Annotated in this window: 27 protein-coding genes; 6 read left to right on the forward strand and 21 right to left on the reverse strand. The window is 56.5% G+C overall.

Features of this window, described 5'->3' with window-relative positions:
* Positions 1-41: 41 nt before the first annotated feature.
* The 7 genes from acpP to yceD all read right to left on the reverse strand — a co-directional run bounded on the left by acpP (position 42) and on the right by yceD (position 4911).
* Complete coding sequence (acpP, locus tag IM299_RS18290) at positions 42-278, reverse strand: acyl carrier protein (RefSeq protein WP_003857954.1); 237 nt, start codon at positions 276-278, stop codon at positions 42-44.
* A 154-nt stretch (positions 279-432) separates the two neighbouring features.
* Complete coding sequence (gene fabG, locus IM299_RS18295; RefSeq protein WP_010429699.1) at positions 433-1167, reverse strand: 3-oxoacyl-ACP reductase FabG; 735 nt, start codon at positions 1165-1167, stop codon at positions 433-435.
* A 12-nt stretch (positions 1168-1179) separates the two neighbouring features.
* Positions 1180-2109 carry an ACP S-malonyltransferase gene (fabD, locus tag IM299_RS18300; RefSeq protein ID WP_028012717.1) on the reverse strand — a complete coding sequence of 310 codons (930 nt, stop codon included), beginning with the start codon at positions 2107-2109 and terminating at the stop codon, positions 1180-1182.
* Between the two features lie 15 nt (positions 2110-2124).
* Positions 2125-3078, reverse strand: coding sequence for a beta-ketoacyl-ACP synthase III (locus tag IM299_RS18305; protein ID WP_041910515.1), 954 nt, complete (start codon positions 3076-3078; stop codon positions 2125-2127).
* A 6-nt stretch (positions 3079-3084) separates the two neighbouring features.
* Positions 3085-4119 carry a phosphate acyltransferase PlsX gene (plsX, locus tag IM299_RS18310; RefSeq protein ID WP_028012715.1) on the reverse strand — a complete coding sequence of 345 codons (1035 nt, stop codon included), beginning with the start codon at positions 4117-4119 and terminating at the stop codon, positions 3085-3087.
* An 80-nt stretch (positions 4120-4199) separates the two neighbouring features.
* Positions 4200-4373 (reverse strand): 50S ribosomal protein L32, encoded by a 174-nt coding sequence (gene rpmF, locus IM299_RS18315; protein ID WP_003857964.1) that lies wholly within the window; start codon positions 4371-4373, stop codon positions 4200-4202.
* 16 nt (positions 4374-4389) lie between these two features.
* Entirely contained in the window at positions 4390-4911 is a 522-nt protein-coding gene (gene yceD, locus IM299_RS18320; protein ID WP_021240759.1) for a 23S rRNA accumulation protein YceD, read from the reverse strand.
* A 140-nt stretch (positions 4912-5051) separates the two neighbouring features.
* Here yceD and IM299_RS18325 point away from each other — a divergent pair, with 140 nt between their 5' ends.
* Positions 5052-5636 carry a nucleoside triphosphate pyrophosphatase gene (locus IM299_RS18325; RefSeq protein WP_193357913.1) on the forward strand — a complete coding sequence of 195 codons (585 nt, stop codon included), beginning with the start codon at positions 5052-5054 and terminating at the stop codon, positions 5634-5636.
* A 79-nt stretch (positions 5637-5715) separates the two neighbouring features.
* Here the strand turns inward: IM299_RS18325 and rluC are convergent, their stop codons facing one another.
* Complete coding sequence (gene rluC, locus IM299_RS18330) at positions 5716-6663, reverse strand: 23S rRNA pseudouridine(955/2504/2580) synthase RluC (RefSeq protein ID WP_045630096.1); 948 nt, start codon at positions 6661-6663, stop codon at positions 5716-5718.
* Between the two features lie 572 nt (positions 6664-7235).
* On the opposite strand from rluC, the gene rne reads away from it, so the two are divergent.
* A complete protein-coding gene (rne, locus tag IM299_RS18335; RefSeq protein ID WP_193357914.1) occupies positions 7236-10337 on the forward strand; it encodes a ribonuclease E in 3102 nt (1033 codons plus the stop codon).
* 41 nt (positions 10338-10378) lie between these two features.
* On the opposite strand, the gene IM299_RS18340 is transcribed toward rne, so the two are convergent.
* The gene (locus IM299_RS18340) at positions 10379-11317 is read right to left on the reverse strand and encodes a LysR family transcriptional regulator (protein ID WP_193357915.1); all 939 of its coding nucleotides are present in this window, start codon (positions 11315-11317) and stop codon (positions 10379-10381) included.
* 109 nt (positions 11318-11426) lie between these two features.
* On the opposite strand from IM299_RS18340, the gene IM299_RS18345 reads away from it, so the two are divergent.
* A complete protein-coding gene (locus tag IM299_RS18345; RefSeq protein WP_193357916.1) occupies positions 11427-12641 on the forward strand; it encodes an MFS transporter in 1215 nt (404 codons plus the stop codon).
* A gap of 75 nt (positions 12642-12716) precedes the next feature.
* Here the strand turns inward: IM299_RS18345 and flgL are convergent, their stop codons facing one another.
* The 11 genes from flgL to flgB form a co-directional block, all read right to left on the reverse strand.
* A complete protein-coding gene (gene flgL / locus IM299_RS18350; protein ID WP_193357917.1) occupies positions 12717-13670 on the reverse strand; it encodes a flagellar hook-associated protein FlgL in 954 nt (317 codons plus the stop codon).
* 14 nt (positions 13671-13684) lie between these two features.
* Positions 13685-15325 carry a flagellar hook-associated protein FlgK gene (gene flgK / locus IM299_RS18355; RefSeq protein ID WP_048956760.1) on the reverse strand — a complete coding sequence of 547 codons (1641 nt, stop codon included), beginning with the start codon at positions 15323-15325 and terminating at the stop codon, positions 13685-13687.
* 75 nt (positions 15326-15400) lie between these two features.
* Positions 15401-16354: a flagellar assembly peptidoglycan hydrolase FlgJ gene (gene flgJ, locus IM299_RS18360; RefSeq protein WP_041910522.1), complete on the reverse strand. Its 954-nt coding sequence runs from the start codon at positions 16352-16354 to the stop codon at positions 15401-15403.
* A complete protein-coding gene (locus IM299_RS18365) occupies positions 16354-17445 on the reverse strand; it encodes a flagellar basal body P-ring protein FlgI (protein ID WP_028012706.1) in 1092 nt (363 codons plus the stop codon). Before IM299_RS18365 ends, flgJ begins: the two co-directional genes overlap by 1 nt.
* 12 nt (positions 17446-17457) lie before the next feature.
* Entirely contained in the window at positions 17458-18156 is a 699-nt protein-coding gene (gene flgH, locus IM299_RS18370) for a flagellar basal body L-ring protein FlgH (RefSeq protein ID WP_023311139.1), read from the reverse strand.
* 57 nt (positions 18157-18213) lie between these two features.
* Entirely contained in the window at positions 18214-18996 is a 783-nt protein-coding gene (gene flgG, locus IM299_RS18375; RefSeq protein WP_000625853.1) for a flagellar basal-body rod protein FlgG, read from the reverse strand.
* An 11-nt stretch (positions 18997-19007) separates the two neighbouring features.
* Entirely contained in the window at positions 19008-19763 is a 756-nt protein-coding gene (locus IM299_RS18380) for a flagellar basal body rod protein FlgF (protein ID WP_193357918.1), read from the reverse strand.
* A 20-nt stretch (positions 19764-19783) separates the two neighbouring features.
* The gene (gene flgE / locus IM299_RS18385) at positions 19784-20992 is read right to left on the reverse strand and encodes a flagellar hook protein FlgE (protein WP_193357919.1); all 1209 of its coding nucleotides are present in this window, start codon (positions 20990-20992) and stop codon (positions 19784-19786) included.
* A gap of 26 nt (positions 20993-21018) precedes the next feature.
* Positions 21019-21729, reverse strand: coding sequence for a flagellar hook assembly protein FlgD (flgD, locus tag IM299_RS18390; protein ID WP_041910524.1), 711 nt, complete (start codon positions 21727-21729; stop codon positions 21019-21021).
* 11 nt (positions 21730-21740) lie between these two features.
* The gene (flgC, locus tag IM299_RS18395; RefSeq protein WP_013097138.1) at positions 21741-22145 is read right to left on the reverse strand and encodes a flagellar basal body rod protein FlgC; all 405 of its coding nucleotides are present in this window, start codon (positions 22143-22145) and stop codon (positions 21741-21743) included.
* A 3-nt stretch (positions 22146-22148) separates the two neighbouring features.
* Entirely contained in the window at positions 22149-22565 is a 417-nt protein-coding gene (gene flgB, locus IM299_RS18400; RefSeq protein ID WP_041910525.1) for a flagellar basal body rod protein FlgB, read from the reverse strand.
* Positions 22566-22722: 157 nt separating this feature from the next.
* Here flgB and flgA point away from each other — a divergent pair, with 157 nt between their 5' ends.
* The 3 genes from flgA to flgN all read left to right on the forward strand — a co-directional run bounded on the left by flgA (position 22723) and on the right by flgN (position 24199).
* Positions 22723-23382, forward strand: coding sequence for a flagellar basal body P-ring formation chaperone FlgA (gene flgA, locus IM299_RS18405; RefSeq protein WP_041910526.1), 660 nt, complete (start codon positions 22723-22725; stop codon positions 23380-23382).
* A gap of 93 nt (positions 23383-23475) precedes the next feature.
* Positions 23476-23769 (forward strand): flagellar biosynthesis anti-sigma factor FlgM, encoded by a 294-nt coding sequence (gene flgM / locus IM299_RS18410; protein WP_014883360.1) that lies wholly within the window; start codon positions 23476-23478, stop codon positions 23767-23769.
* 4 nt (positions 23770-23773) lie between these two features.
* On the forward strand, positions 23774-24199 hold the full coding sequence (flgN, locus tag IM299_RS18415; RefSeq protein ID WP_028012701.1) for a flagella biosynthesis chaperone FlgN: 426 nt from the start codon (positions 23774-23776) through the stop codon (positions 24197-24199).
* 59 nt (positions 24200-24258) lie between these two features.
* Here the strand turns inward: flgN and murJ are convergent, their stop codons facing one another.
* On the reverse strand, positions 24259-25794 hold the full coding sequence (murJ, locus tag IM299_RS18420; protein WP_048956754.1) for a murein biosynthesis integral membrane protein MurJ: 1536 nt from the start codon (positions 25792-25794) through the stop codon (positions 24259-24261).
* Positions 25795-25881: the final 87 nt, after the last annotated feature.

Consider the following 25881-nt stretch of genomic DNA (forward strand, 5'->3'; position numbering starts at 1 on the left):
ATAAAACTCAGGCGGTCGAATGACCGCCTGGAGATGTTCACTTACGCCTGGTGGCCGTTGATGTAATCAATGGCAGCCTGAACGGTGGTGATTTTCTCAGCTTCTTCGTCCGGAATCTCAGTATCAAACTCTTCTTCCAGAGCCATTACCAGCTCAACGGTGTCAAGAGAATCTGCGCCCAGGTCTTCAACGAAGGAAGCGGAGTTCACAACTTCTTCCTGCTTAACGCCCAGCTGTTCGCCGATAATTTTCTTAACGCGTTCTTCGATAGTGCTCATACTCTTAAATTTCCTATCAAAACTCGCTTTCGCGATGGTTTTCGTAGTGTATAAAATGTTGAAAAATTTGCAACTAAATCCCGGCAGGTCTTACCACGATTTTACGTTATTTTGAGGCCATTTGCCCTAATAACGCAAATATTTTCGATCGTGATTAAACCATGTACATCCCGCCGTTGACGTGGAGGGTCTCACCAGTGATGTAACCCGCTTCGTCAGAGGCTAAAAATGCAACCGCACTGGCGATTTCTTTAGGGTCGCCAAGACGACCCGCCGGAACTGCCGCCAGCGTACCCGCACGCTGATCATCAGTCAGCGCACGCGTCATGTCCGTTTCAATAAAGCCCGGAGCAACAACGTTTACAGTAATCCCGCGGGACGCGACTTCACGCGCCAGCGACTTACTGAAACCGATCAGACCTGCTTTCGCCGCAGCGTAGTTAGCCTGACCAGCATTTCCCATGGTACCAACCACAGAACCAACAGTGATAATACGACCATGACGCTTTTTCATCATAGCGCGCATTACCGCTTTTGACAGACGGAATACAGATGACAGGTTGGTTTCGATAATATCGTTCCACTCATCATCTTTCATTCGCATCAGCAGGTTGTCGCGAGTGATCCCGGCATTATTGACCAGAATATCCACTTCACCAAACTCTGCGCGAATATTTTCCAGAACAGATTCGATAGATGCAGGTTCGGTCACATTCAGTACCAGACCTTTACCGTTCGCACCCAGATACTCGCTGATGGCCTGAGCGCCATTCTCGCTGGTTGCTGTACCAATCACCTTCGCGCCGCGCGCGACCAGTGTTTCAGCAATTGCACGCCCGATACCGCGGCTTGCGCCAGTAACCAGGGCAATTTTTCCTTCAAAACTCATGGTATTCCTCTTTTATTGCGAGAGTGCCGCTGACATCGCTTCCGGCTCGTTAATCGCCGAGGCAGTCAGGGTGTCAACAATACGTTTCGTCAGACCGGTGAGGACTTTACCAGGACCGACTTCATAAAGGTGCTCAACGCCCTGAGAGGCCATAAACTCAACGGTTTTGGTCCACTGTACCGGGCTATAGAGCTGGCGAACCAGTGCGTCACGGATCGCCTCCGGCGCGGTTTCGCATTTCACATCGACGTTGTTCACAACGGAAATCGTCGGTGCGTTAAAGGTAATTTTTTCCAGCTCAGCCGCCAGTTTCTCGGCTGCGGGCTTCATCAGTGCGCAGTGAGACGGTACGCTGACCGGCAGCGGCAGTGCGCGTTTGGCGCCCGCGGCTTTACAGGCAGCACCGGCACGTTCAACGGCTTCTTTATGACCAGCAATAACAACCTGGCCCGGCGAGTTGAAGTTAACCGGAGAAACCACCTGCCCTTCAGCAGATTCTTCACACGCTTTTGCAATCGCGGCATCATCCAGACCAATAATGGCAGACATGCCACCCGTTCCTTCTGGCACCGCTTCCTGCATGAATTTACCGCGCAGTTCTACCAGGCGCACCGCGTCAGCAAACGCAATCACACCGGCGCACACCAGCGCAGAGTATTCACCCAGGCTATGGCCCGCGAGCAGCGCTGGCGCTTTACCGCCCTGCTGCTGCCATACGCGCCACAGCGCAACGGACGCAGTCAGCAACGCTGGCTGAGTTTGCCAGGTTTTGTTCAGCTCTTCGGCCGGTCCCTGTTGGGTCAGCGCCCACAGATCATAACCCAGCGCATCAGAAGCTTCACGAAAAGTCTCTTCAATGACCGGGTAGTTTGCTGCCATTTCAGACAACATCCCAACGGTTTGAGAACCCTGGCCCGGGAACACAAAAGCAAATTGCGTCATTTTTTATTCCTTATACTAGAAACGAACCAGCGCGGAACCCCAGGTGAACCCGCCACCGAAGGCTTCAAGCAAGACCAGCTGGCCCCGTTTGATTCGTCCGTCGCGTACCGCTTCATCAAATGCGCACGGTACCGACGCCGCAGAGGTGTTGCCGTGACGATCCAGCGTCACCACAACGTTATCCATCGACATACCCAGCTTTTTAGCGGTGGCGCTGATGATACGCAGGTTCGCCTGATGCGGCACCAGCCAGTCGAGCGCGGTGCGTTCAAGGTTATTTGCTTCCAGCGTCTCATCGACAATGTGCGCAAGCTCGGTCACCGCCACCTTGAACACCTCGTTACCCGCCATGGTCAGGTAGATGGAGCTGTCCGGATTAACGCGATCGGCGTTAGGCAGCGTTAACAGCTCGCCGTAGCGGCCATCGGCATGCAGATGCGTGGAGATGATACCCGGCTCTTCGGACTGCCCCAGCAGCACCGCACCGGCACCATCACCGAAAATAATGATCGTTCCGCGATCGGTTGGATCGCAGGTACGTGCCAAAACGTCAGCACCGATAACCAGCGCATATTTGACGGAGCCAGATTTAACATACTGATCGGCAATGCTCAGCGCGTAGGTGAAACCTGCGCACGCGGCGGCAACGTCAAACGCCGGGCAGCCTTTAATACCGAGCATGTTCTGCACCTGACACGCCGCGCTTGGGAAAGCATGCGTGGCAGACGTCGTGGCAACCACGATCAAGCCAATCTCTTCTTTATCGATACCCGCCATTTCGATAGCGCGCTGTGCGGCTTCGTAACCCATGGTGGACACGGTTTCGTCTGGCGCGGCGATACGACGTTCACGGATACCTGTGCGCGTGACAATCCACTCGTCAGACGTATCTACCATTTTTTCCAGATCGGCGTTGGTACGCACTTGTTTTGGCAGGTAGCTGCCGGTACCTAAAATCTTCGTATACATGTACGCTCAGTCACTTTTAGCTAATACAGATTCCAGGCGAGCGGCAATCCGCTGAGGGACTTGTCGCTGCACCGCCTGCACTGCCTGTTCAATGGCGACAGAAAATGCTCGCTGATTGGCGGCGCCATGACTCTTAATCACGATGCCGCGCAATCCTAACAGACAGGCGCCATTATACTGGTCGGGGTTGAGGTGACTGAATCGCCGCGTCAGGCTCTTTTGTAACCAACGCTTCAATAAAATCAACCACCAGGCGCTTTTTTTGCCTTCTCCCTGAGATTTCAGCAGAGAAAGGAACATGCGCACGACCCCTTCCATGGTCTTCAACGTTACGTTTCCGGTGAAGCCATCGCACACCAGAACATCCGTTTTTCCCGTCAGCAACTCATTGGCTTCGAGATAACCAATATAGTTGATGGAGGGAACCTGTTTGAGCATTTCAGCAGCGTCGCGAATGCTGTCCAGGCCTTTGGTCTCTTCTTCACCAATATTCAATAACGCAACGCGGGGATTGTTGATCCCGACCACGTCTTCTGCCAGCACCGACCCCATCACGGCGAACTGAGCCAGCATGGTACTATCACAATCCACGTTAGCGCCCAAATCGAGCACCACCGTTTTCCCCTTCTGCTGATGCGGTAACACCGTCACCAGTGCCGGGCGCTCAATGCCCTCAATCGGCTTGAGCAGTAATTTCGACAGCCCCATCAGCGCACCGGTATTGCCGGCGCTGACGCAAGCCTGCGCTCGCCCTTCTTTTACCAGCTCCAGCGCCATGCGCATAGAGCTGCCACGGCTATTACGAATCGCCTGTGAGGGGCGTGCATCACTGGCAATAACTGACTGCGCAGGAATAATCTGCAGACGCGAACGTTGTTCAAAGTCAGCTTTTGCAAGTAATGGCGTGATTGTGTCGGGATTGCCGACTAAAAGAAGTGTGAGTTGCGAATTAGAATTCAGTGCCTGCAATGCTGCAGGCACTGTCACGGAAGGGCCAAAATCTCCCCCCATGACATCTAACGCCAGGGTTAGACGTGTCAAGGTATCGTCGCAGCCTGGTTCGGTAACTTCCCCGTTTGCACGGGGAAATCCTCACTAAGCCTAATCACGCTTTCGCGCGATTACTTAGTGATAACCTTGCGGCCGCGGTAGAAACCGTCAGCGGTGATGTGGTGACGCAGGTGTTTCTCACCAGAAGTCTTGTCTACAGACAGGCTGGTAACTGCAGTCAGCGCGTCATGGGAACGACGCATGCCACGTTTGGAACGGGTTGGTTTATTCTGTTGTACGGCCATGGACCTTACTCCTCAATTACTTACGCTTTAAGCTGGCTAATACGGCAAATGGGTTTGGTTTTTGCGCTTCATCAGGCAGTTCCCCAAAGACCATGTCCGCCTCGGACACTTCACAGTGTTCAGAATCATGCACCGGAACAACTGGCAAGGAGAGGATGATTTCATCTTCAACCAGAGCCAGAAGATCGATTTCACCGAATTCGTTAACCTCAATCGGCTCATACGCTTCCGGGAGTGCTTCAGCCTGTTCGTCAGAACGAACCGGACTGAAACAATACGTTGTGTGAACATGCTGTACAAACGGTTTCCCGCAACGCTGACACTCGAGCGTTACCGTTACCTTTGCATCACCGGTTAAAACGGCGAGACGCTGGTTGTCGATAGCGAACGACATGGAGCATTCTACATCACTGTCCACACTGACTACAGATTCGGCAATACGCTCGGCCTGATCGGAAGTATAGATACCTTCGTAATCGAGGCGTTTTTGAGCCGTACGAACCGGATCAAGAGTCAGGGGTAATTTTACCTTTTGCATAGGGCGCGCATATTAACTTTGTAACGTCATAGAGTCAAAGAAAAAGGCAACCAGAGCTGCCTTTTGCCAATTATTCGCACACATTGCGGCCTGTAGTTTAAAATGGCTGGCATCGATACGCTATATCTGGTGATAAAAATATGCCAAATCTCGTCCTTGCTTCCACTTCTCCCTACCGTCGAACGCTGCTGGAAAAGCTCGGGATCCCGTTTGAATGCGCCGCGCCGGACGTTGATGAGACGCCGCAGCCGAGCGAATCACCGCGTCATCTGGTAACGCGTCTCGCTAAGGAGAAAGCGCAATCGCTGGCCGCACGTTATCCTGCACATTTGATTATAGGCTCCGATCAGGTTTGCGTGCTGGACGGCGAAATCACCGGCAAGCCCCATACGGAGGAGAATGCCTGCCAGCAGCTTCTGCGTGCGCGGGGCACTATCGTGACCTTTTACACGGGCCTGGCACTCTATAACTCCGCCTCCGGCCACCTGCAAAGCGAGTGTGAGCCGTTCGACGTACACTTCCGCCATCTTAGCGAGCAGGAGATTATGGACTACGTGCGCCGGGAACGTCCGCTGAACTGCGCAGGAAGCTTCAAAAGTGAGGGGCTGGGAATTGCGCTGTTCGACAAGCTGGACGGTCGGGATCCGAACACATTGGTGGGATTGCCGCTGATTGCCTTGTGCCAGATGTTAAGGCGAGAAGAGTGTAATCCGCTGATCGTGTAAGTTATGCCCAGCGGCGCTTCGCTTGCATGGGCCTACGGGTTTCGTAGGCCGGGTAAGCGCAGCGCCACCCGGCACCTAATCAGCCGCGCAGAACCTTCAGGCAGCGTTTCAACTGCTCGTCCAGCGGCGCTTCAATACGGATAACTTCCCCGGTATTAGGATGGGTAAACTTCAACGCTGCCGCATGCAGGAACAGACGCGACAGGCCCGTGCCCGCCAGCTGTTTATCAAATTCCCGGTCGCCGTAGCGGTCATCAAACGCAATCGGATGGCCCGCAAACTGGGTATGCACGCGAATCTGATGGGTACGCCCCGTCACCGGACTGCAGCGCACCAGCGTGGCAAACTCATAGCGCTCTTCAACCTTAAAGCGCGTCTCCGACGGTTTCCCTTCCTGGCTCACGCGCACAATGCGCTCGCCGCTTTGCAGAATGTTCTTCAGCAGCGGGGCCTGCACCACCTTCACGTGGGACTGCCACTGACCGCGCACCAGCGCCAGATAATCTTTCTGCATGCCCTTCTCACGCAGCTGCTCGTGCAGGGAACGCAGCGCTGAACGCTTTTTCGCTACCAGCAGCACGCCTGAGGTATCACGGTCCAGGCGGTGAACCAGTTCGAGGAAACGGGCTTCCGGACGCAGCGCACGTAACCCTTCAATCACGCCGAAGCTCAGACCGCTACCACCGTGGACCGCGGTACCCGATGGCTTATTCAGCACCAGAATATGATCGTCCTCATAAAGGATGACATCGCTCAGGGCCGCGACTTTTTGCAGCTTCGGCGAAACCCCCTCTTCTTCACGTTCAGCCACGCGCACCGGTGGAATACGCACTTCATCACCGGCTTCGAGCTTATACTCAGGCTTCACGCGTTTTTTATTCACCCGCACCTCGCCCTTACGCAGGATGCGGTAAATCATACTCTTTGGCACGCCCTTCAGTTGGGTGCGCAAGAAGTTATCGATGCGTTGCCCCGCGTAGTCATCCGCGATAGCAACCATTTTTACGGCTGGAGTCTCTGTTTTCATGGTTGGCGATTCTAAATATCGTCAGCCATTAGCGCCACTCATTTTTCTATGCTTATATTTACTTTTATCCGGCCTGCGCCCCGTTTCACGCAATCGATTTGGTGGTTATTAAACCAATCACCACCTTGAGGTGAAGAAACTGTGAGTAACCGGGTGATAATTGGTAAAAGTCATCTTGCTATAACCCGGCGAGCAGTGGAATAATGGGGCTGTTTTCCGCGTTAAATCCGGGTTTTGTAAGGATGTCGACGGAATGACCAATTTTGTCTGACCGATCATCCACGCAGCAATGGCGTAAGACGTATTGATCTTTCAGGCAGTTAGCGGGCTGCGGGTTGCAGTACTTCCCGGTATAAGGATTGTTCTCTGGAGAGTTCTACCCAGGCAATTCCCCTGATAATTGCGCTGTGTTTCCGTATGAAATACAGGCAACCGACACTCTGCGCCTCTTAAGCGAGCGACAACCGTGAGGTTGGCGACGTGAACAGACACGAGGCCATCGGTTCATACCCCGGAAAGCGTCACCTTGCCCGCAGCTTTGTCGTCAATGTAAGAATAACGAGTAAGTTACGATGAAAAGAATGTTAATCAACGCAACTCAGCAAGAAGAGTTGCGTGTCGCCCTTGTGGATGGGCAGCGCCTGTACGATCTGGATATCGAAAGTCCTGGACACGAACAGAAAAAAGCGAACATTTACAAAGGTAAAATCACCCGCATTGAACCAAGCCTTGAAGCTGCATTTGTCGATTACGGTGCTGAGCGTCATGGTTTCCTCCCTCTGAAAGAAATCGCCCGCGAATATTTCCCTGCAAACTACAACGCCCATGGCCGCCCAAACATCAAAGATGTTCTGCGTGAAGGTCAGGAAGTTATCGTTCAGATTGATAAAGAAGAGCGCGGCAACAAGGGTGCCGCACTGACCACCTTTATCAGCCTGGCGGGGAGCTATCTGGTGCTGATGCCAAACAACCCGCGCGCGGGGGGCATCTCTCGCCGTATCGAAGGTGATGACCGTACCGAGCTGAAAGAAGCGCTGGCAAGCCTTGAGCTGCCGGATGGCATGGGGCTTATCGTGCGTACCGCGGGCGTGGGCAAATCTGCCGAAGCGCTGCAGTGGGACCTGAGCTTCCGTCTGAAGCACTGGGAAGCTATCCAGAAAGCCGCAGAAAGCCGCCCTGCTCCGTTCCTGATCCACCAGGAAAGCAACGTTATCGTGCGTGCCTTCCGTGATTACCTGCGTCAGGACATCGGTGAGATTCTGATCGATAACCCGAAAGTGCTTGAGCTGGCTCGCCAGCACATCGCCGCGCTGGGTCGTCCGGATTTCACCAGCAAAATTAAACTGTACACCGGTGAAATCCCGCTGTTCAGCCATTATCAGATCGAATCTCAGATCGAGTCCGCCTTCCAGCGTGAAGTGCGCCTGCCGTCCGGCGGTTCTATCGTTATCGATACCACCGAAGCGCTGACCGCTATCGACATCAACTCCGCGCGTGCAACCCGCGGCGGGGACATCGAAGAGACGGCCTTCAACACCAACCTTGAAGCCGCTGATGAAATCGCCCGCCAGCTCCGCCTGCGCGACCTGGGCGGTCTGATTGTTATCGACTTCATCGACATGACCCCTGTTCGCCACCAGCGCGCGGTTGAAAACCGCCTGCGTGAAGCGGTGCGTCAGGATCGCGCGCGTATCCAGATTAGCCACATCTCGCGCTTCGGCCTGCTGGAGATGTCCCGCCAGCGTCTGAGCCCGTCGCTGGGTGAGTCCAGCCATCACGTCTGCCCGCGCTGCTCCGGTACCGGTACCGTGCGTGATAACGAATCGCTGTCTCTCTCTATCCTGCGTCTGATTGAAGAAGAAGCGCTGAAAGAGAACACCAAAGAGGTTCACGCCATTGTGCCTGTGCCGATTGCCTCCTACCTGCTGAACGAAAAACGTGCAGCGGTCAGCGCAATCGAAGCGCGTCAGGGCGGCGTTCGCTGCATCATCGTGCCAAACGACCAGATGGAAACCCCGCACTATCACGTGCTGCGTGTCCGTAAGGGCGAAGAGACCAGCACCCTCAGCTACCTGCTGCCGAAGCTGCATGAAGAAGAGATGGCGCTGCCTTCCGATGAAGAACCTGCCGAGCGCAAACTGCCAGAGCAGCCTGCGTTAGCGACCTTCATTATGCCTGAAGCACCACCGGAAGCGGCGCTGGAAAAACCTGCAGCCAAACCGGCGGCGCAGAAACCAGAAGTAACTGCAGTGAAAGCCCAGCCGGCGCAACCGGGTCTGCTGAGCCGCTTCTTCGGCGCGCTGAAGAAGATGTTTGCGGGTGAAGAAGTTCAGCCAGAGCAGCCGAAAGAAGAACCTAAAGCAGCCAAACCTGAACGTCAGCAGGACCGTCGCAAGCGTCAGAACAACCGCCGCGATCGTAACGACCGCAGCGACCGTAACGAGCGTCGTGACAGCCGTTCAGACAATAACGAAGGCCGTGACCAGCGCGAAGACAACCGTCGCAACCGTCGCGAGAAACAGCAGCAGAATGTTGAAGATCGTGAAATTCGCCAGCAGGCGGGCGATGAGTCCGAGAAGAGCAAACAGCGCGACGAGCAGCAGCCACGCCGCGAACGCAACCGTCGTCGTAACGACGAGAAGCGTCAGGCGCAGCAGGAAGTTAAAAACCTGAACCGCGAAGAGCCCGCTGAGCAGCAGGACGGCGAGCAGGAAGAACGTACTCAGGTGATGCCTCGTCGTAAGCAGCGCCAGCTGTCACAGAAAGTGCGCGTTGGTGCGGCTCCGGTAGAAGAAACTACCGTAGTTGCGGCTGAAGCGGCAGAAACCGCAACAGGCACGCAGGTTGCAAAAGTTGACCTGCCAGCCGTCGTGGACAATAACGTTGAGCAGGATGAAAACGGTGAAAACCGTGACAACGCAGGTATGCCGCGTCGCTCCCGCCGTTCTCCGCGTCATCTGCGCGTGAGTGGCCAGCGTCGTCGTCGCTACCGTGACGAGCGTTATCCGACTCAGTCTCCAATGCCGTTGACCGTGGCGTGCGCGTCACCAGAGATGGCATCCGGCAAAGTCTGGATCCGTTATCCGGTCGCTCGCCTGGAGCAGGCTGTTGAAGAGCAGGCTGTGACCGAAGAGGTGATTGCTCCTGTAGCAGCGGTTGAAGATGCGGTGACCGAAGCAGCAACCGTGGTTGAACCTCAGGTTGTTGAAGCGGCAGAAACACACGCAGTGGACGTCGAAACCACCCATCCTGAAGTGATTGCCGCGCCGGTTGATGCCGCACCGCAGATTATCGCCGAAGAAGATGTCGTGGTGGCTGAGGAAGTCGCTGAAGAGGCTGAACCAGTAGCCGCAGTGGAAGAAGCCGCTGAAACCGTCGTAGAAACCACCACTGAAGAAATCGTTCAGGACGTTGAGATTCAGGTTGAACCGGTTGTTGAAGAAGCGAAAGCGCCTGAAGTGGAACCAGAGCCGGTTAAGGTTGTTGCCGCTCCTGCTCACGTTGCGACAGCGCCGATGACGCGCGCTCCGGCACCAGAGTATGTGCCTGAAGCACCGCGTCACAGCGACTGGGTTCGCCCGGCGTTCAACTTTGACGGTAAAGGCGCTGCAGGCGGCCACAGTGCAACGCATCAGGCGACTGCACCAGCGACGCGTCCGCAGTCTGTCGAATAACGACGCAGAAAGTAAAAAGCCGACCTTCGGGTCGGCTTTTTTTATGGCTGCTGCACGGGCTTTCTCATCCCGGTGACCTCCGGCATGATCTGCCGCATTAGCTCCAGAAATCGCCGCAAGCGCGCAGGATAATACCGGGACCAGGGGTAAACCAGATGCACCGGTAACGCCGCCGGCTGCCACTCTGGCAGCAAATGTACCAGCCGACCTTCCCGGATATCATCCTGTACCGTCCAGCTGGATACTACCGCCACGCCAAGACCGGTGAGTGCCGTATTGCGTGCGACATACAGACTGTCAGTGCTCAGGCGTGGGGTAATTATCACGCGCGCGGTGGCGGATAATGCCTCGTGAAAAAGCTCCACATGGCGCTGGTAGAAAGAGCTGATGGCAATCCAGGGAAGCTGCTGCAGATCCTCCGGGGTGTTAACCGTCGGAAAGCGGTCCAGTAATGCCGGAGAAGCCACCACCGAGCGCGGCACTTCGGCCAGCAGTACGGACACGGTCGCCGGGTCGACTTCCATTCCCACCCGAATAGCGCAGTCAAGGTTGTCGCCCAGAAAATCAGCCGACCGATCGTTGAGCATCCACTCAATAGAAAGCTGCGGATAACGCTGTAGAAATTCGGTTAGTGGTTTCAGGAGCTGATCCTGACCAAACGCATGCGGTGCCCGCACCCGCAGCACGCCTACAGGTTCATCTTCCGTCTGCCCCACCTCATCTTCCAGCGCCAGCCAGCTGTCAATTACCCGACGGGCATGCTGATAGCAGCGCTCCCCGTCATCCGTCAGCCGCGTCGTGTGGGTGGTGCGCAACATCAGACGCACGCCCAGCATTGTCTCAAGCGACTGCAGCCGCCGGCTCACCGTAGCCTGGGTGGTGTCCAGCTGCCGTGCCGCCGCAGAAAGGGAACCCGCCTCCACAATGCGGACAAACGTTCGCATCAGCTCTACCCTGTCTATACGCTCAACTCTTTTCATTTACTTTTCATCTATACGTTCAACGTATAAGCGTTTTACCACCGCGCCCGCTACCGCCGCAAGGCGTACTGATAAAAAATAGCCTCACACGATGAATGAGGAACGTCTTATGAACACAACAACCGCCGCCCATGCCGTAAGCCGCTGGGTAATCTTAATGCTGGCGCTCGGTGCAGGCTTCAGCGTGGCATCCATCTATTATGCCCAGCCTCTGCTCCCTCTGATGGGCGCCGACCTTCACCTGAGTATCGAAGGAATGGGCCTGGTCCCGACCCTCACCCAGGCGGGATATGCCTCAGGGATCCTGTTCCTGCTGCCGCTCGGCGATCGCCACGACCGCAGAACATTAATCCTGATAAAGAGCGCGGCCCTGGCGCTGTTCCTGCTGGGCTGTAGCCTGACCGGACAGATCCACTCTCTGCTGCTGGCAAGCCTGCTCATCGGCATGGCCGCCACCATGGCGCAGGATATTGTCCCGGCTGCGGCGATCCTTGCGCCGGAAGGCAAACAGGGGAAAACCGTGGGTACGGTGATGACCGGTCTGCTGCTGGGCATTTTGCTCTCCCGAACCGTCAGCGGCGTGGTGGGCGAAGCGTTTGGCTGGCGCGTGATGTATCAGCTGGCTGCGGGAAGTATTGCGTTTATCGGCGTGGTGATGTGGGCCGTACTCCCTCGTTTCGCCGTTCACTCCACGCTGAGCTATCCCGCTCTGCTGCGCTCGATGGAACATCTGTGGCGTCGCTATCCCGCTCTGCGCCGTGCCGCGCTGGCCCAGGGTTTTCTGTCGATAGCCTTTAGCGCCTTCTGGTCTACGCTTGCGGTCATGCTGCTGGAACGCTATCACCTCGGGAGTGCCGTCGCCGGTGGTTTTGGTATCGCAGGGGCAGCCGGTGCGTTGGCAGCCCCGCTGGCGGGCGGCCTGGCGGATAAACTGGGTGCAGGGAAAGTCACGCAGCTTGGTGCCGTCCTTGTGACCGTCTCGTTTGCCCTGATGTTCCTGATGCCCGCCCTGGGAGTTCACGGACAGCTGATTCTGATTGCCGTCTCTGCTATCGGGTTCGATCTGGGCCTGCAGTCCAGCCTGGTCGCGCACCAGAATCTGGTTTACAGCCTTGAGCCACAGGCGCGGGGTCGTCTGAACGCCCTGCTCTTTACCGTGATCTTTATCGGCATGGCGTTGGGTTCAGCGTTAGGCAGCAATATTTACACGCTGGCTGGCTGGACGGGCGTGGTTGCGCTGGCAACGGTTTGCGGCATCATTGCGCTGGCAATCCGTATGATTGAAAGCGCGCGGGTCGCCTCGGCACCAGCAGAAATGGCATAAAAAAAATGCCCAATCCAGACGGATTGGGCAGTAAAACATGCCCAGTTTCAAGACATGTTCCAAGAGGTCAAGATGTTATTTGTTCAGCTGGAACAGAGACATGCCCTGCATATCGCTAAACGCTTTATAAGAAGCCTGCAGGGCCGCCTGCTGCATGGTGTAAGAGGAAATAGCTTCGTTCCAGTCCACGTCCACCAGGTCGCTCATCTGCTTAGTCTGACCCAGCGCGCGGTCGTCACCCAGGGTATCGAGTTTTTCCAGTTCGTTCAGCTTAGTACCCACATCCGCAACGACCGTCAGGACGTTGTTCTGAGCGTTTTTAATACCGATCTGCGCGTTGGAAATCACCTGGCCTTGCGCGGCGGTCGCGGCCGGATCGTTCTCAATCGGCGTTTTCAACGAAGCAATGGCGGAATCAAGGATTTTAAACATGTTGGTATCGCCATACCCACCGCCCGGCAACTCTTGTGCATTGCTGGTAATGCTCTCAAAGATCTGCTGGCCGGTATGGCTGATCGCCATGTTTCGCGCCGTATCGACCTGCTGAGTGATCGCCTCAGTACCACCATTGTAGGTGCCGGTTGCGGCATCAAACGGTGCACTCTCGGTTTTGTATCCCGCAAAGATAAAGCGACCATTGCCATCCGTCGTGTTAGCCAGGTTCATCAGCTGGTCGCGGATCCCCTGGATATCGGTCGCCAGAGAGAGACGGTCGTCATCGCTTAAGGTGCCGTTTGACGCGTAGACCAGCTTCTCACGCACGCTTGATAACGCGGTGTTCACCTGGGTCAGCACGTTATCTTCCAGCGACACTTTTTGCGTGGCAAAGGTGCGCGCTAACGCGAACTGGCTGTTTTGAGACTGAGACTGTGACAGCACAATAGACTGTGAAGCCGCGATAGGATCGTCCGACGGACGGTTAACGCGCTTGCCGGTGGACATTTGTTCACCGTAGCTCAGCCATCTGCTCTGGGAATCGGTGATCCCGCGCATGTTCTGTTCGTACATCATCTGGGTGCTAATACGCATTTTTCACCTCAACCTTAACGAATGTTGATAATTGCATCGAAGAGCGTACTGGCAGTCTGAAGCACCTGCGCGTTGGCGAGGTAATACTGCTGATAACGCTGCAGGTTGCCATACTCTTCGTCGAGGTTTACCCCAGAGATGGTCTGCTGCTGCTTGATTAACTGCGTTTCCACATTGGCTTTCGTCTGGCTACTGACTTTCAGTGAAGCGGTGGTGCTCCCTACGGTGCTCACCAGTGAGGCATAGGCATCGTTAAAGGTTTTGTTCCCGCCAACCACTTTGCTGTTTTGCAGATCGAGCATTTTCTGCCCGTTGCGGTTGTCGCTCTCACCGCCGTTCTGCACCGCGGCCATGGCCAGTTTGGATTCGTCGCTGATCGACAGTTCCATATTCATGATGACGTCAGAGACGGGCTTCACGGTAAAGCTGTCTTTGGCGTTGGCCGAACCGCTGACGTTCACGTTGAGACCATCAAACGACAGATTGCCGCTGGCATCCGGGCTCATGGTAAAGCTGGTCTTGTCCGACGTGCGGGTGATGGTCCAGTCGGTGCCGTTAAACTGCAGCTTATAGTCCGTTGCCTGAACTTTGGTGCTGTCCGCAACGGTGGCATTGACGACCGCCGTACCGCTATTTTTGCTGTTGGAAAGCACAGCCGGAGAACCGAAGCCGAACAGCTTGCCGCCCGCATCGCCGTTGGCATCAAAGCCGGCCTCATGCTGCTTGTTCATCGCGTCAGCAAACGCCAGCGCCATCTGGTTCAGGTTATTACGAGCCTTATCCAGATCTTCGGCGCGGAAGGTCAGCAAACCGCCTAACGAGCCGGTGGTGATCATCTTTTCCGGGATCTCGACATTACCCGCAACTTCATCGACGTAGGCGATAGTGGTGCGGGAAGGATCGGCGCTAGACTTCACGGCAGCCAGCTGGTTAGCTTTGCTGCCCTGCACCAGGCTGTAGCCGTTGCCGAAAGAGATGTTAAACGTGCCGCTATCCTGAACCGAAACTTCCACACCCACGATTTTGTTCAGCTCGTTGACGAGCTGATCGCGCTGGTCGAGCAGATCGTTAGGCGATGCGCCCGCGCCGACGCCGGTGAGGCGGGAAATCTGATCGTTCAGATTGGCAATCTGTTTGGCATAGTTGTTGATCTGCGAAACGCTGGTTCCGATCGCCGTATTCACCTGCGTATCCTGATCGCGGAGATACTGATCGTTGGTTTTGAACTGGTTGACCAGGCCGCCCGCTTTTCCCAGCACCGTCTGACGCGCAGCCGGGTCTTCCGCGTTGCTCACCAGCGTTTGCAGGCTCTTAAAGAAATCCTGCAGGGTGGTGGAAAGCGAGTTGGTGGTATCGGAGAGCACATCGTCAATTTTTGACATCTGCTGATAGCGCGTAGTCAGGCCGCTGCTCTGGGTCTGCGCGGCGCGCAGCTGGTTGGTGATGAAAGCGTCATATTCACGCTGGACACCGGAGACATACACCCCGTTACCCACCCAGCCACCGCCGGTCAGCGTGCTGTTAGATGCACCCAGCACCGTCGTCTGGCGGGTGTAACCTGCCACGTTATAGCTTGAAATATTATTACTGACGGTATTGAGTGCCGACTGCGCGGCACTGAGGCCACTCATGGCGCTGTTAATCAAACTGGACATGGGGGTTCCTTTTATACGTTCAGACACGAGTCCTGATGAAGGTTATCGGCAACCTCCACCGGGACTTGAGAACTTTCAGAACAGATTTTCGATATCTGTGCTATAGGCTTTGCTGACCTTCTCGCCCATGGATTTCAGCTGCTGGATCATGCTGGTAAGCTTGCGCGCGTAGTTCGGGTCGGTCGCGTAGCCCGCGTTTTGCAGAGCCTGAGCGCCCTGCTCCGCCGTTGCCGCCTGCGTAACGGCGGTATAACGCGGATTTCGGCTCAGCAGGCCTACATAATCGGATAAGGCTTCCAGATACGAGCTGTAAACGCGGAATTTGGCTTTCACCTTCACCGCCGCGCCGTTCTCGTATTCCGTAGTCGTGATCTCCGTGGTCGGTCCCTTCCAGCTGGAGGTGGCCTTCACGCCGAAGATGTTGAAGCTCGGGTCGCCGTTTTCCTTGCGGATCTGGCGCTGGCCCCAGCCCGACTCCAGCGCGGCCTGGGCCAGAATCAGGTGGTGAGGCACGCCGCTCTGTTCACTGGCAAGCCGTGCTGGCAGAGAAAGCTGCGCCAGGAAGTCTTTGCTGTCACCGGAGAGCGCCTCGTCGCCGCTGCCCGTTGCTTTCGGTATCGCTTTACGCACCATCTGCGTCAGCGCCTGGTTCTGATAACTGGTCACCGTTTCGAGGTCGAACTTCATCGGCACCTGCGGCGGCTGCTCTTCTGGCTGAACACCCTGTGCGGCAGCGGTCTGTTTGACAATCATGTCAGCCAGACCGAGGCCTTTACCGGCGGTCATCTGCTGCGCAATCTGCTGGTCATACATGCTGGTGTAGAGACGCGTTGAATCGCTGCTGAACATCCCGTCTTTCGGCAGGGTTTCGCGCATGCTCTTCAGCATCATCTGTACAAACATCCCTTCCACCTGGCGGGCGACCGGGCGGATATTCGCCGCCGGGTCTTTACCTGCTTTGGCTTTCAGTTCGTTGAGCGACTGGGCGTCCCAGGCGGCACTGGTCAACAGTTTGCTATCGGTCAGCATCAGATGATTTCCAGTTTGGCGCGCAGGCAGCCCGCGCTTTGCATCGATTGCAGAATGGACATCAGATCCATCGGCGTCGCGCCCAGGGCGTTCAGGGCACGCACCACGCTGTTCAGGTTGGCGCTGGAGCGCACGCTCTGCAGGGAACCGCCGCTCTGGCGTAAATCAATCTGCGTTTGCGGCGTCACTACCGTCTGGCCGCCACCAAATGGTGTATCCGGCTGGCTGACGTTGGCGGAACGGTTAACCGTCACCGACAGGTTACCCTGCGCCACGGCACAGCTATCCAGCGACACTTCCCGGTTCATCACCACGGAGCCCGTACGGGAGTTGATGATCACTTTGGCATCCTGCACCGGCACGTTCACTTCCAGATTCTGGATATCCGCCAGCATGCGCACCTGGTTGCTGCTGCCGGTGGAGGTGCGGATCTGCACGGTACGCGCATCCAGTGCCGTGGCATTGCCATAGCTGCGGTTGATGGTGTCGGCAATCTGCTGCGCCATCGTGAAGTCTTCATTATTCAGCTGCAGGTTGATGGTGTTGCCCGCGCCAAACTGGGTCGGCAGTTCACGCTCGATGATCGCACCGTTGGTGATGCGCCCGCCGTTCAGCTGGTTCACCTGTACGCTGCTTCCACCAGCGGATGCGCCTGCCCCGCCGACCAGGATGTTCCCCTGCGCCAGCGCGTAGACCTGGCTGTCGACGCCTTTAAGCGGGGTCATCAGCAGCGTACCGCCGCGCAGGCTTTTGGCGTTACCCATTGAGGAGACCACCACGTCAATGGTCTGCCCCTGGCGCGCAAACGCCGGGTAGGAGGCAGTGACCATAACCGCGGCCACGTTTTTTAGCTGCATGTTGGTTCCCGCCGGCACGGTAATGCCGAGCTGGGAAAGCATGTTGTTTAAGCTTTGGGTGGTAAACGGCGTCTGGGTGGTCTGGTCACCGGTACCGTCCAGCCCCACCACCAGGCCATAGCCAATCAGCGAGTTCCCGCGGACGCCCTGAACGCTGGTGAGATCGCGAATGCGGTCGGCCTGGGCAAACGTTGCGACAAGAACCAGCGCCGCGGCGAAGATCGATTTAAACATGGGTCACCTCGCTTACATCGGCGATAAATTAAGGAAGAAGCGCTGCAGCCAACCCATATTCTGCGCTTCATTAATGTAGCCGTTACCGACGTACTCAATGCGCGCATCCGCCACCTGGGTGGACGGAACGGTGTTGGTGCCGCTGATGGTGCGTGGATTCACCACGCCCGAGAAGCGAATGAATTCAGTGCCCTGGTTAATGGCGATCTGTTTTTCACCCACGACGTGTAAATTGCCGTTAACCAGCACCTGGTCAACCGTGACCGTCAGCGTTCCGCTGAAGGTGTTGCTGGCGTTCGCGCCACCTTTACCGTTAAAGGTGTTGCCGCCGGAGGCCTCAACATCCGCACGGGCATTGCCGAACAGGCCCTGCAGATAGCGTGGAACGGTGTCAAAGCCAAAATTGGTTTTGCCATCGCGGCTGGCGTTCGCCGACGAGCTCTTGCTCGCGCTGACGTTTTCCTGCAGCACAATGGTCAATGTATCGCCGACATTACGCGGGCGGCGATCTTCAAACAGCGGCTGATAGCCGTAGTTAATCGGCTGCGCGGTCTGGAAAATGGAGCCGTTTACAACTGGCGCAGGGCCAGGAACGGGTTGGGCAGTCGTCGCACCCTGGACCAATGGTTTAGACGGGATCAAAGCGCACCCGCTGAGGGTGACGGCCAGAACAGTCAGTATCGGATAACGAAACGCCGCGTTTTTTTGCATTGCCTTCATCTTCGAAAACAGGGAGCCGGTGCGGGGTTTACCGCACCGGGCTACACCTTAGAGTTGCGTCAGTTTCTGCAGCATCTGATCGGTCGTCGAGACTGCTTTACTGTTAATTTCATACGCGCGCTGGACCTGGATCATATTCACCAGCTCTTCCGCCACGTTCACGTTGGAGGTTTCAACATACCCCTGATACAGCAGACCGGCACCGTTCAGGCCTGGCGTACTTTCATTTGGCGTACCGGAGGATTGCGTTTCGGTGTAGAGGTTCTCACCAATGCTTTCCAGACCGGTATCGTTCATGAAGGTGGTCAGGTTGAGCTGTCCGACCTGGACCGGCGCGGCCTGCCCCTGCTGGGTCACGCTCACGATGCCGTCGCGGCCGATGGTAATGCTCAGGGCGTTCGCCGGAATGGTGATCGCAGGCTGAACCTGGAAACCGCCCGCCGTCACCAGCTGACCGTTCTGATCGACCTGGAAGGAACCGTCACGAGTGTAGGCAGAGGTCCCGTCAGGCAGCTGCACCTGGAAGAAGCCCTGGCCTTTGATCGCCACGTCTTTGCTGTTGTTGGTCTGAGACAGGTTGCCCTGGCTGTGCAGACGCTCGGTCGCCACCGGGCGAACGCCGGTACCGATCTGCAGGCCTGACGGCAGCGTCGTCTGTTCAGAAGACTGCGCGCCCGGCTGGCGGATGGTTTGATAAAGCAAATCTTCGAAAACGGCGCGCTGACGCTTGAAACCATTGGTGCTGACGTTTGCCAGGTTGTTGGCAATCACATCCATGTTGGTTTGCTGCGCGTCCAGGCCAGTTTTCGCGATCCATAAAGAACTGATCATAAAGAGTCCTGTTAACTCATCGACAGAAGTTGGTTAGCCTTGCCCGCGTTTTCGTCCACGATGCTGATAATTTTCATCTGCATTTCAAAACGACGGGCGCTGGCGATCATGTCGCTCATGGCGGCTACCGGCTTAACGTTGCTGCCTTCCAGAACGCCGGACATCACGCGGATGCTCGGATCGGCCTGTAATGTGGCACCACGGGTAGCCTGAGCTGCCTGGGTCAGACGGAACATGCCGTCGTCGCCGCGCTGCACCTCTTTGCCTTCCGCTTTGACCAGCTTCAGACGCCCGACGGGGGCAACGGTGTTGGCCGGATCGCCCGGGTTCAGCGCCGAGATGGTGCCGTCCGCGGCGATGGTCAGCTCAGAGCCTTCCGGCACGGTCAGCGGGCCCGCTTCACCCATCACCGGATGCCCCTGAATCGTCAGCTGGCCGGTCGCGCTGACCTGGATATTCCCGTTACGGGTATAGCCTTCACCACCGTCCGCCGTTTGCACCGCCAGCCAGCCGTCCTGCTGCAGAGCAACGTCCAGCGGGCGTGAGGTGTAATCCATCTGCCCTGGCGTCATGTCTGCGCCCGGGGTGGATGCCGCCACCAGCGTACGGGTCGGCAGGGAGAGCCCTTCCACCGGCACCGCGCGCAGCGCATTCAGCTGCGCGCGAAAGCCCGGCGTAGAGGCGTTTGCCAGGTTGCTGGCGGTAACGGCCTGCTGGCTGAGCGTCTGACTTGCCGCGCCCATCGCGGTATATATTGCGTGATCCATTGCGCTTTCCTGTTAGCCGCTTAACGCAGGTTAACCAGCGTGTTGAGGATCTGATCCTGGGTCTTGATGGTCTGCGCATTCGACTGATAGTTACGCTGCGCGACAATCATGTTCACCAGTTCTTTACTCAGGTCCACGTTAGAGGCTTCCAGCGCGCCGTTGGTCAGCGTGCCGAAGTTACCGCTTCCCGCCGTACCCAGCAGCGCCACGCCGGAGGACTGAGTCGCCGACCAGACGTTATCGCCTTCAGACTTCAGCCCTTCGTTGTTGGCAAAGTTTGCCAGCACGATCTGGCCCAGCACCTGAGTCTGCTCGTTGGAGTAGTTCCCGACGACGGTGCCGTCATCATTAATCTGATAGCTGACCAGATCGCCCGGCTTGAAGCCGTTCTGGTTGGTCGCCACGATATTGTTCGCACCGGTGTTCTGCTGCATGGAGTTAGCAAAACTCATCGCGAAGGTCGCCGGGTCCGCACCTGGGATAGTCGCGGTAGTGATGTTGATGTTTCCACCCCCGATCAACGTACCGTTATTATCGAAGGTCAGTGTCGTCGCCAGTGCCGCCGTGCTCCCTGCCACGCTGCCGTCCTGGGCATACACTTTCCAGGAGTTCGCCGGGGTCGCATCCTTGACATAGAACAGGTTCATGTTGTGCGCATTACCCTGGCTGTCGAAAACGGTCACCGTGCCTTTTTTGTTGTAGGTGTCCGGGATAGCCGGATCAAAGGCGGCGGTCGGTGCGGTATCGGTGGAGTTGAGGTTAATCTGCTGGGAAGCTGTGGTGGTGGACTTCGCGGCCATCAGCGTGGTCGGGATATTAATAACCTGTGGGTTCGCACCGGTCTGAACCGTTGATGGCGTCCCGGCAACCGGATAACCCGTTAACTGCATCCCCTGCATGTTCACCAGATTACGGTTTTCGTCCAGCTTGAACTGGCCGTTACGGCTGTAGAACACCGAGCCGTTTGCATCGACCATACGGAAGAAACCGTTCTGGCTGATGGCAACGTCCAGGCCACGACCGGTGTTGGTGGTGGTACCGTCGGTAAAGTCCTGAGTGATGCCCGCAACTTTTACGCCCAGACCCACTTTGGAACCGGCAAACATATCTGCAAAAGACGCAGAACCGGATTTGAAACCATAGGTCGCGGAGTTGGCGATGTTGTTGCCAATGACGTCCAGGTTGGTGGCCGCAGCATTCAGGCCGCTGACCGCTTGAGAAAAGGCCATGACTTACTCCTGATAAGTGTTAAGGCTTAGATAATCTGCCGAACTTCGTCGAGTGTGGTGGTACCAGAGGTACCCAAATCCAGTTTGTTGCCGTCGCCCCCTTTAATCACGCCCTGAACCAGCGCGAACTGCAGCGGCTGCGCCACCAGCTGGGTCGTCCCGTTGCTGGCGCTAATCGCGACTTTGTAGGAGCCATTTGGTGCTTTCGTGCCGTCGGTCAGGCTGCCGTCCCAGGTAAAGGTGTGAACGCCCGCTTTCAGCTCGCCGATGTCGATGGTGCGAACTACGGCGCCGGTTGAGTCGGTGATCGTCGCCGTCACTTTGTCAGCCGCCTGCTGCAATTCAACGCCGAACGGCGTAGTGGTGGTGGTCGATGTACCGTCGGTGGTGCTGGTGCCCGCCAGGATCGTGGTCCCCGGGATCATTACGCCGTGACCAATCAGGCTTGCCGCCTGCAGGGACTGAGCGCTGTTAATCTGACCGGAGACGGAACCGAGGGTGGTGTTCAGTTTCTCAATGCCGCTCACGGTACTGATCTGCGCAAGCTGCGTGGTCAGTTCGTTGTTCTGCATTGGGTTAGTCGGATCCTGGTTCTTAAGCTGCGCCACCAGCAGCGTCAGAAAACTGCTCTGCAAATCGGAGGCATTGCTTCCCGTCAGGGAGCTGGAGCTTGTCGAACTTTTGGTGTTGTTAACACCCGTGTTCGTCGGATCATTCACATTTACGGCGATGGACATGCATGTCTCCTTTACTGGCCGAGAGTGAGTGTTTTGAGCATCATGCTCTTCACGGTATTAAGCACTTCGACGTTCGCCTGGTAGCTACGGGACGCCGACATGGAGTTCACCATCTCGCCTACCACATCCACGTTTGGCATCTTCACGTATCCGTTAGCGTCCGCGAGCGGGTTACCTGGCTCATACACCAGCTTGTCCGGCGCCTGGCTCTCAACCACGTCAGACACCTTCACGCCGCCCGTTGCAGCGCCTGGCGCAGCGTCGACCTGAAACACAACCTGTTTGGCACGATAAGGCTGTCCGTCAGGTCCGGTCACGCTGTCGGCGTTCGCCAGGTTACTGGCGGCCACGTTCAGACGTTTGGACTGGGCTGTTAACGCCGAGCCGGCGATATCAAAAATATTCAGCAAGGCCATTTATCAGTTGCCCCCCTGCAGGACGTTCATCATGCCTTTGATTTGTCCGCCGAGTACGGTCAGGCCCGTCTGGTATTTCAGGCTGTTATCGGCAAACTGCGTACGCTCCCGGTCCATATCCACGGTGTTACCGTCGAGTGAAGGCTGGTCAGGGATGCGATAAAGTAAATCGGTCACTGGCGCGGTCATCGCCTGAGCGGGAATATGGCGAGAGGATGTCATGGCGAGTGCAACACCGGTTCCTTCGGCACGTCCACGCTCCATCACCTTTTTGAGCTCACTGGAAAAATCAATATCGCGCGCCTGATACCCGGGCGTATCGGCGTTAGCGATGTTGGCGGCTAAAATCTCCTGCCGCTGGGCGCGTAAATTGAGCGCTTCCTGCTGAAAACGTAACGCGGCGTCGAGTTTATCGAGCATGTCTCCTCCGCTGATGGCAAAATTTCAGTTCACAGCTTAAATCTCACCCGGTCTCCCCTATCGACGGAATAAGCACAAAATGCGTCGCTATTTATTCCGTTGATGCAAAACCACTGCAGGTAGAATTCATCCAACTCTGGAAACGGTGGAACTTGCGATGCAAACGTTAAAACGTGGCCTGATGGCAACCTTCTTGCTGTTTAGCCCTCTGGTGAATGCCGGGGATTTACAGGATGCGCTGACGAATTTTTTTGCCCAGAAGCTGGCGGGCTTTAGCGATGACGTTAACGTGACCATCCGCACGCCGCCGAATCTGTATCCGACCTGCGAGCAACCGTCATTCAGCGTGACGGGGACCACGAAGCTGTGGGGCAATGTGAACGTCCTGGCACGCTGCGCCAACGAAAAACGCTATTTACAGGTTGCAGTTCAGGCGACGGGCAATTATGTTGTCGCCGCCGTACCCATTGTGCGTGGCAGCGCGCTGCAGGCAAACAGCGTGACGTTAAAGCGCGGGCGTCTGGATCAGCTCCCGCCGCGGACAATGCTGGACATTAACCAGGCACAGAACGCCGTCAGCCTGCGCGATGTCGCGCCGGGCCAGCCGATTCAGCTCTCCATGCTGCGCCAGGCGTGGCGTGTCAAAGCGGGACAGCAGGTGATGGTCGTTGCCAACGGAGACGGCTTTAGCATCAACAGTGAAGGGAAAGCGTTGAACAATGCCGCGGTAGCGCAAAACGCCCGCGTCAGAATGTCCTCAGGCCAGGTGGTGAGCGGAACCGTCGATTCTGATGGGAATATTCTGATTAACCTATAATCTTTTTAAAGATTTCGCGGCGCGTGCCGATAAATATTCCACTAATGATGATGTCAGGCGCAAACGCCGCGAACCCTCGATGAGGACAACACTATGAGCATTGATCGTACATCAGCCCTGAAGCCGGTAAGCGCTGTACAGCCTCGCGAAACGAACGACGCTACCCCTCAGAAAACGCGTCTGGAAAAACCGTCAACGTCTAACAGCACCAGCGTGACCCTGAGCGATGCCCAGGCAAAACTGATGCAGCCAGGCAGCAACGATATCAATATGGAACGTGTTGAAGCGCTGAAAACGGCTATTCGCAACGGTGAGCTGAAAATGGACACCAGCAAAATCGCTGATGCCCTGATTCAGGAAGCACAGAGTTTCTTACAGAGTAACTAACCGTATGAGTCGACTGTCAGAAATACTGGATCAAATGACGGTTGTCCTGAACGACCTGAAAACGGTAATGGATGCTGAACAACAGCATCTCTCTTCCGGTCACATTAACGGCAGCGCGCTGCAGCGTATTACTGAAGATAAGAGTTCGCTGCTGGCCACGCTGGATTATCTGGAGCAGCAGCGCCGCGCCGAGCAGGACTCGAAGCGCAGCGCCAATGACGATATTGCTGAGCGCTGGCAGACCATTACCGAAAAAACCCAGCATCTGCGCGATCTCAACCAGCATAACGGCTGGCTGCTTGAAGGCCAGATAGAGCGTAATCAGCAGGCGCTTGAGGTGCTGAAGCCGCATAAAGAAACTGGACTGTACGGCGCGGATGGTCAGACGGCGACGGCACGTATTGCGGGTGTAAAAAAGATTTCGATTTGACGCGTAAGCGACAAATCTTGCAGTGGGGAGCACCCTGAGGTGAACTCCCCTTTTAGCGTTTATGCCGTCCGGCGGGTAAACTCTTTCACTTTGAAGCCCAGCACGGCGAGCGCGGCAAAATACGCTACCACCCCAACGCCCACCACGGCCATCAGCCGCATCAGACGATAAGGCATCGTGCCCAGAGACCATTCCGGCATGACGTACATCATCCCGATGAGTGCCGCAGACATCACCAGCACCGCCACGACCAAACGCACGAGGAAACTTGCCCACCCCGGCTGCGGCGTAAAGATATCCTGCTTGCGCAGCTGCCAGTAAAGCAGCCCGGCATTCAGACAGGCCGCCAGACCAATAGACAGCGACAGGCCGGCATGCTTCAGCGGGCCGATAAATGCCAGGTTCATCAGCTGCGTCATAATCAGCGTTACAATGGCAATTTTCACCGGCGTTTTGATGTCCTGACGCGAGTAAAAGCCCGGCGCCAGCACTTTCACCACGATCAGCCCCATCAGTCCCACCGAGTAAGCGACCAGCGCGCGCTGGGTCATCGCGGCGTCAAACGCGGTGAATTTCCCGTACTGGAACAGCGATACCGTCAGCGGCTTGGCGAGGATCCCCAGCGCTACCGCGCTTGGCAGGGCCAGCAGGAAGCAGAGACGCAGGCCCCAGTCCATCAGGCGGCAGTATTCGTCATGGTTGCCGCTGGCAAAGCTTTTCGACAGCGATGGCAGCAGGATGGTCCCCAGCGCCACGCCCAGCACGCCGGACGGGAACTCCATCAGGCGGTCAGCGTAGTACATCCACGAGACAGAACCCGACACCAGGAAAGAGGCAAAGATGGTGTTGATGATAAGCGAGATCTGGCTGACGGAGACGCCAAGAATGGCGGGCCCCATCTGCTTGATAACGCGCATCGCCCCGGCATCTTTCAGGTTGATACGCGGCAGCACCAGCATGCCGATTTTCTTCAGATGCGGCAGCTGATACGCCAGCTGCAGCACGCCGCCCACGGTGACCGCCCAGGCCAGGGCCAGCACCGGCGGGTTGAAGTGCGGCGCGGCGAACAGCGCAAAACCGATCATGCTGACGTTGAGAAACGTCGGCGCAAACGCCGGAACGGAGAAACGGTTCCAGGTATTCAGGATAGCCCCCACCAGCGAGGCCAGCGAGATCAGCAGAATATAGGGGAAGGTAATGCGCAGAAGCTGCGAGGTCAGGGCAAATTTATCCGCCGTGTCGGCAAAGCCGGGCGCGGTCACCATAATGACCCAGGGCGCGGCCAGCATACCGACTACCGTCACCACGGCCAGCGCCAGCGTCAGCAACCCGGAGACATAAGAGACAAACACGCGCGTCGCGTCTTCACCCTGCTTGCTTTTATATTCCGCCAGAATGGGTACAAACGCCTGGGAGAACGCCCCTTCAGCAAAAATGCGACGCAGCAGGTTCGGCAGTTTGAACGCCACGAAAAAGGCGTCCGTTGCCATCCCTGCACCAAAGACCCTTGCCACAATGGCATCGCGCGCAAAACCGAGAACGCGAGAGAACATGGTCATCGAGCTGACGGCCGCCAGCGATTTTAATAAGTTCATTAACGTGAATTTCCAGAACCATACGGATTTATAGACCGGGAAAGCACAAGCGCCACCCGGCAAAGCCAACAAGCGGCGCTTAGTCTA

Source organism: Enterobacter cloacae complex sp. P47BA, from assembly GCF_014930485.1.
GTDB classification, from domain to species: Bacteria; Pseudomonadota; Gammaproteobacteria; order Enterobacterales; family Enterobacteriaceae; genus Enterobacter; species Enterobacter bugandensis.

Bases quoted from the DNA above. Each gene is read 5' to 3' on its own strand.
- IM299_RS18340 (WP_193357915.1), bottom strand. From the start codon at position 11,317: ATGAAAAGAGTTGAGCGTATAGACAGGGTAGAGCTGATGCGAACGTTT.
- fabG (WP_010429699.1), bottom strand. From the start codon at position 1,167: ATGAGTTTTGAAGGAAAAATTGCCCTGGTTACTGGCGCAAGCCGCGGT.
- flgL (WP_193357917.1), bottom strand. From the start codon at position 13,670: ATGCGTATTAGCACCCAGATGATGTACGAACAGAACATGCGCGGGATC.
- rluC (WP_045630096.1), bottom strand. From the start codon at position 6,663: ATGAAAACAGAGACTCCAGCCGTAAAAATGGTTGCTATCGCGGATGAC.
- IM299_RS18345 (WP_193357916.1), top strand. From the start codon at position 11,427: ATGAACACAACAACCGCCGCCCATGCCGTAAGCCGCTGGGTAATCTTA.
- IM299_RS18325 (WP_193357913.1), top strand. From the start codon at position 5,052: ATGCCAAATCTCGTCCTTGCTTCCACTTCTCCCTACCGTCGAACGCTG.
- flgE (WP_193357919.1), bottom strand. From the start codon at position 20,992: ATGGCCTTTTCTCAAGCGGTCAGCGGCCTGAATGCTGCGGCCACCAAC.
- rne (WP_193357914.1), top strand. From the start codon at position 7,236: ATGAAAAGAATGTTAATCAACGCAACTCAGCAAGAAGAGTTGCGTGTC.
- acpP (WP_003857954.1), bottom strand. From the start codon at position 278: ATGAGCACTATCGAAGAACGCGTTAAGAAAATTATCGGCGAACAGCTG.
- flgH (WP_023311139.1), bottom strand. From the start codon at position 18,156: ATGCAAAAAAACGCGGCGTTTCGTTATCCGATACTGACTGTTCTGGCC.
- flgN (WP_028012701.1), top strand. From the start codon at position 23,774: ATGAGTCGACTGTCAGAAATACTGGATCAAATGACGGTTGTCCTGAAC.
- flgK (WP_048956760.1), bottom strand. From the start codon at position 15,325: ATGTCCAGTTTGATTAACAGCGCCATGAGTGGCCTCAGTGCCGCGCAG.
- flgA (WP_041910526.1), top strand. From the start codon at position 22,723: ATGCAAACGTTAAAACGTGGCCTGATGGCAACCTTCTTGCTGTTTAGC.
- murJ (WP_048956754.1), bottom strand. From the start codon at position 25,794: ATGAACTTATTAAAATCGCTGGCGGCCGTCAGCTCGATGACCATGTTC.
- yceD (WP_021240759.1), bottom strand. From the start codon at position 4,911: ATGCAAAAGGTAAAATTACCCCTGACTCTTGATCCGGTTCGTACGGCT.
- IM299_RS18365 (WP_028012706.1), bottom strand. From the start codon at position 17,445: ATGTTTAAATCGATCTTCGCCGCGGCGCTGGTTCTTGTCGCAACGTTT.
- flgJ (WP_041910522.1), bottom strand. From the start codon at position 16,354: ATGCTGACCGATAGCAAACTGTTGACCAGTGCCGCCTGGGACGCCCAG.
- flgB (WP_041910525.1), bottom strand. From the start codon at position 22,565: ATGCTCGATAAACTCGACGCCGCGTTACGTTTTCAGCAGGAAGCGCTC.
- flgD (WP_041910524.1), bottom strand. From the start codon at position 21,729: ATGTCCATCGCCGTAAATGTGAATGATCCGACGAACACGGGTGTTAAC.
- flgG (WP_000625853.1), bottom strand. From the start codon at position 18,996: ATGATCAGTTCTTTATGGATCGCGAAAACTGGCCTGGACGCGCAGCAA.
- IM299_RS18305 (WP_041910515.1), bottom strand. From the start codon at position 3,078: ATGTATACGAAGATTTTAGGTACCGGCAGCTACCTGCCAAAACAAGTG.
- IM299_RS18380 (WP_193357918.1), bottom strand. From the start codon at position 19,763: ATGGATCACGCAATATATACCGCGATGGGCGCGGCAAGTCAGACGCTC.
- rpmF (WP_003857964.1), bottom strand. From the start codon at position 4,373: ATGGCCGTACAACAGAATAAACCAACCCGTTCCAAACGTGGCATGCGT.
- flgM (WP_014883360.1), top strand. From the start codon at position 23,476: ATGAGCATTGATCGTACATCAGCCCTGAAGCCGGTAAGCGCTGTACAG.
- fabD (WP_028012717.1), bottom strand. From the start codon at position 2,109: ATGACGCAATTTGCTTTTGTGTTCCCGGGCCAGGGTTCTCAAACCGTT.
- flgC (WP_013097138.1), bottom strand. From the start codon at position 22,145: ATGGCCTTGCTGAATATTTTTGATATCGCCGGCTCGGCGTTAACAGCC.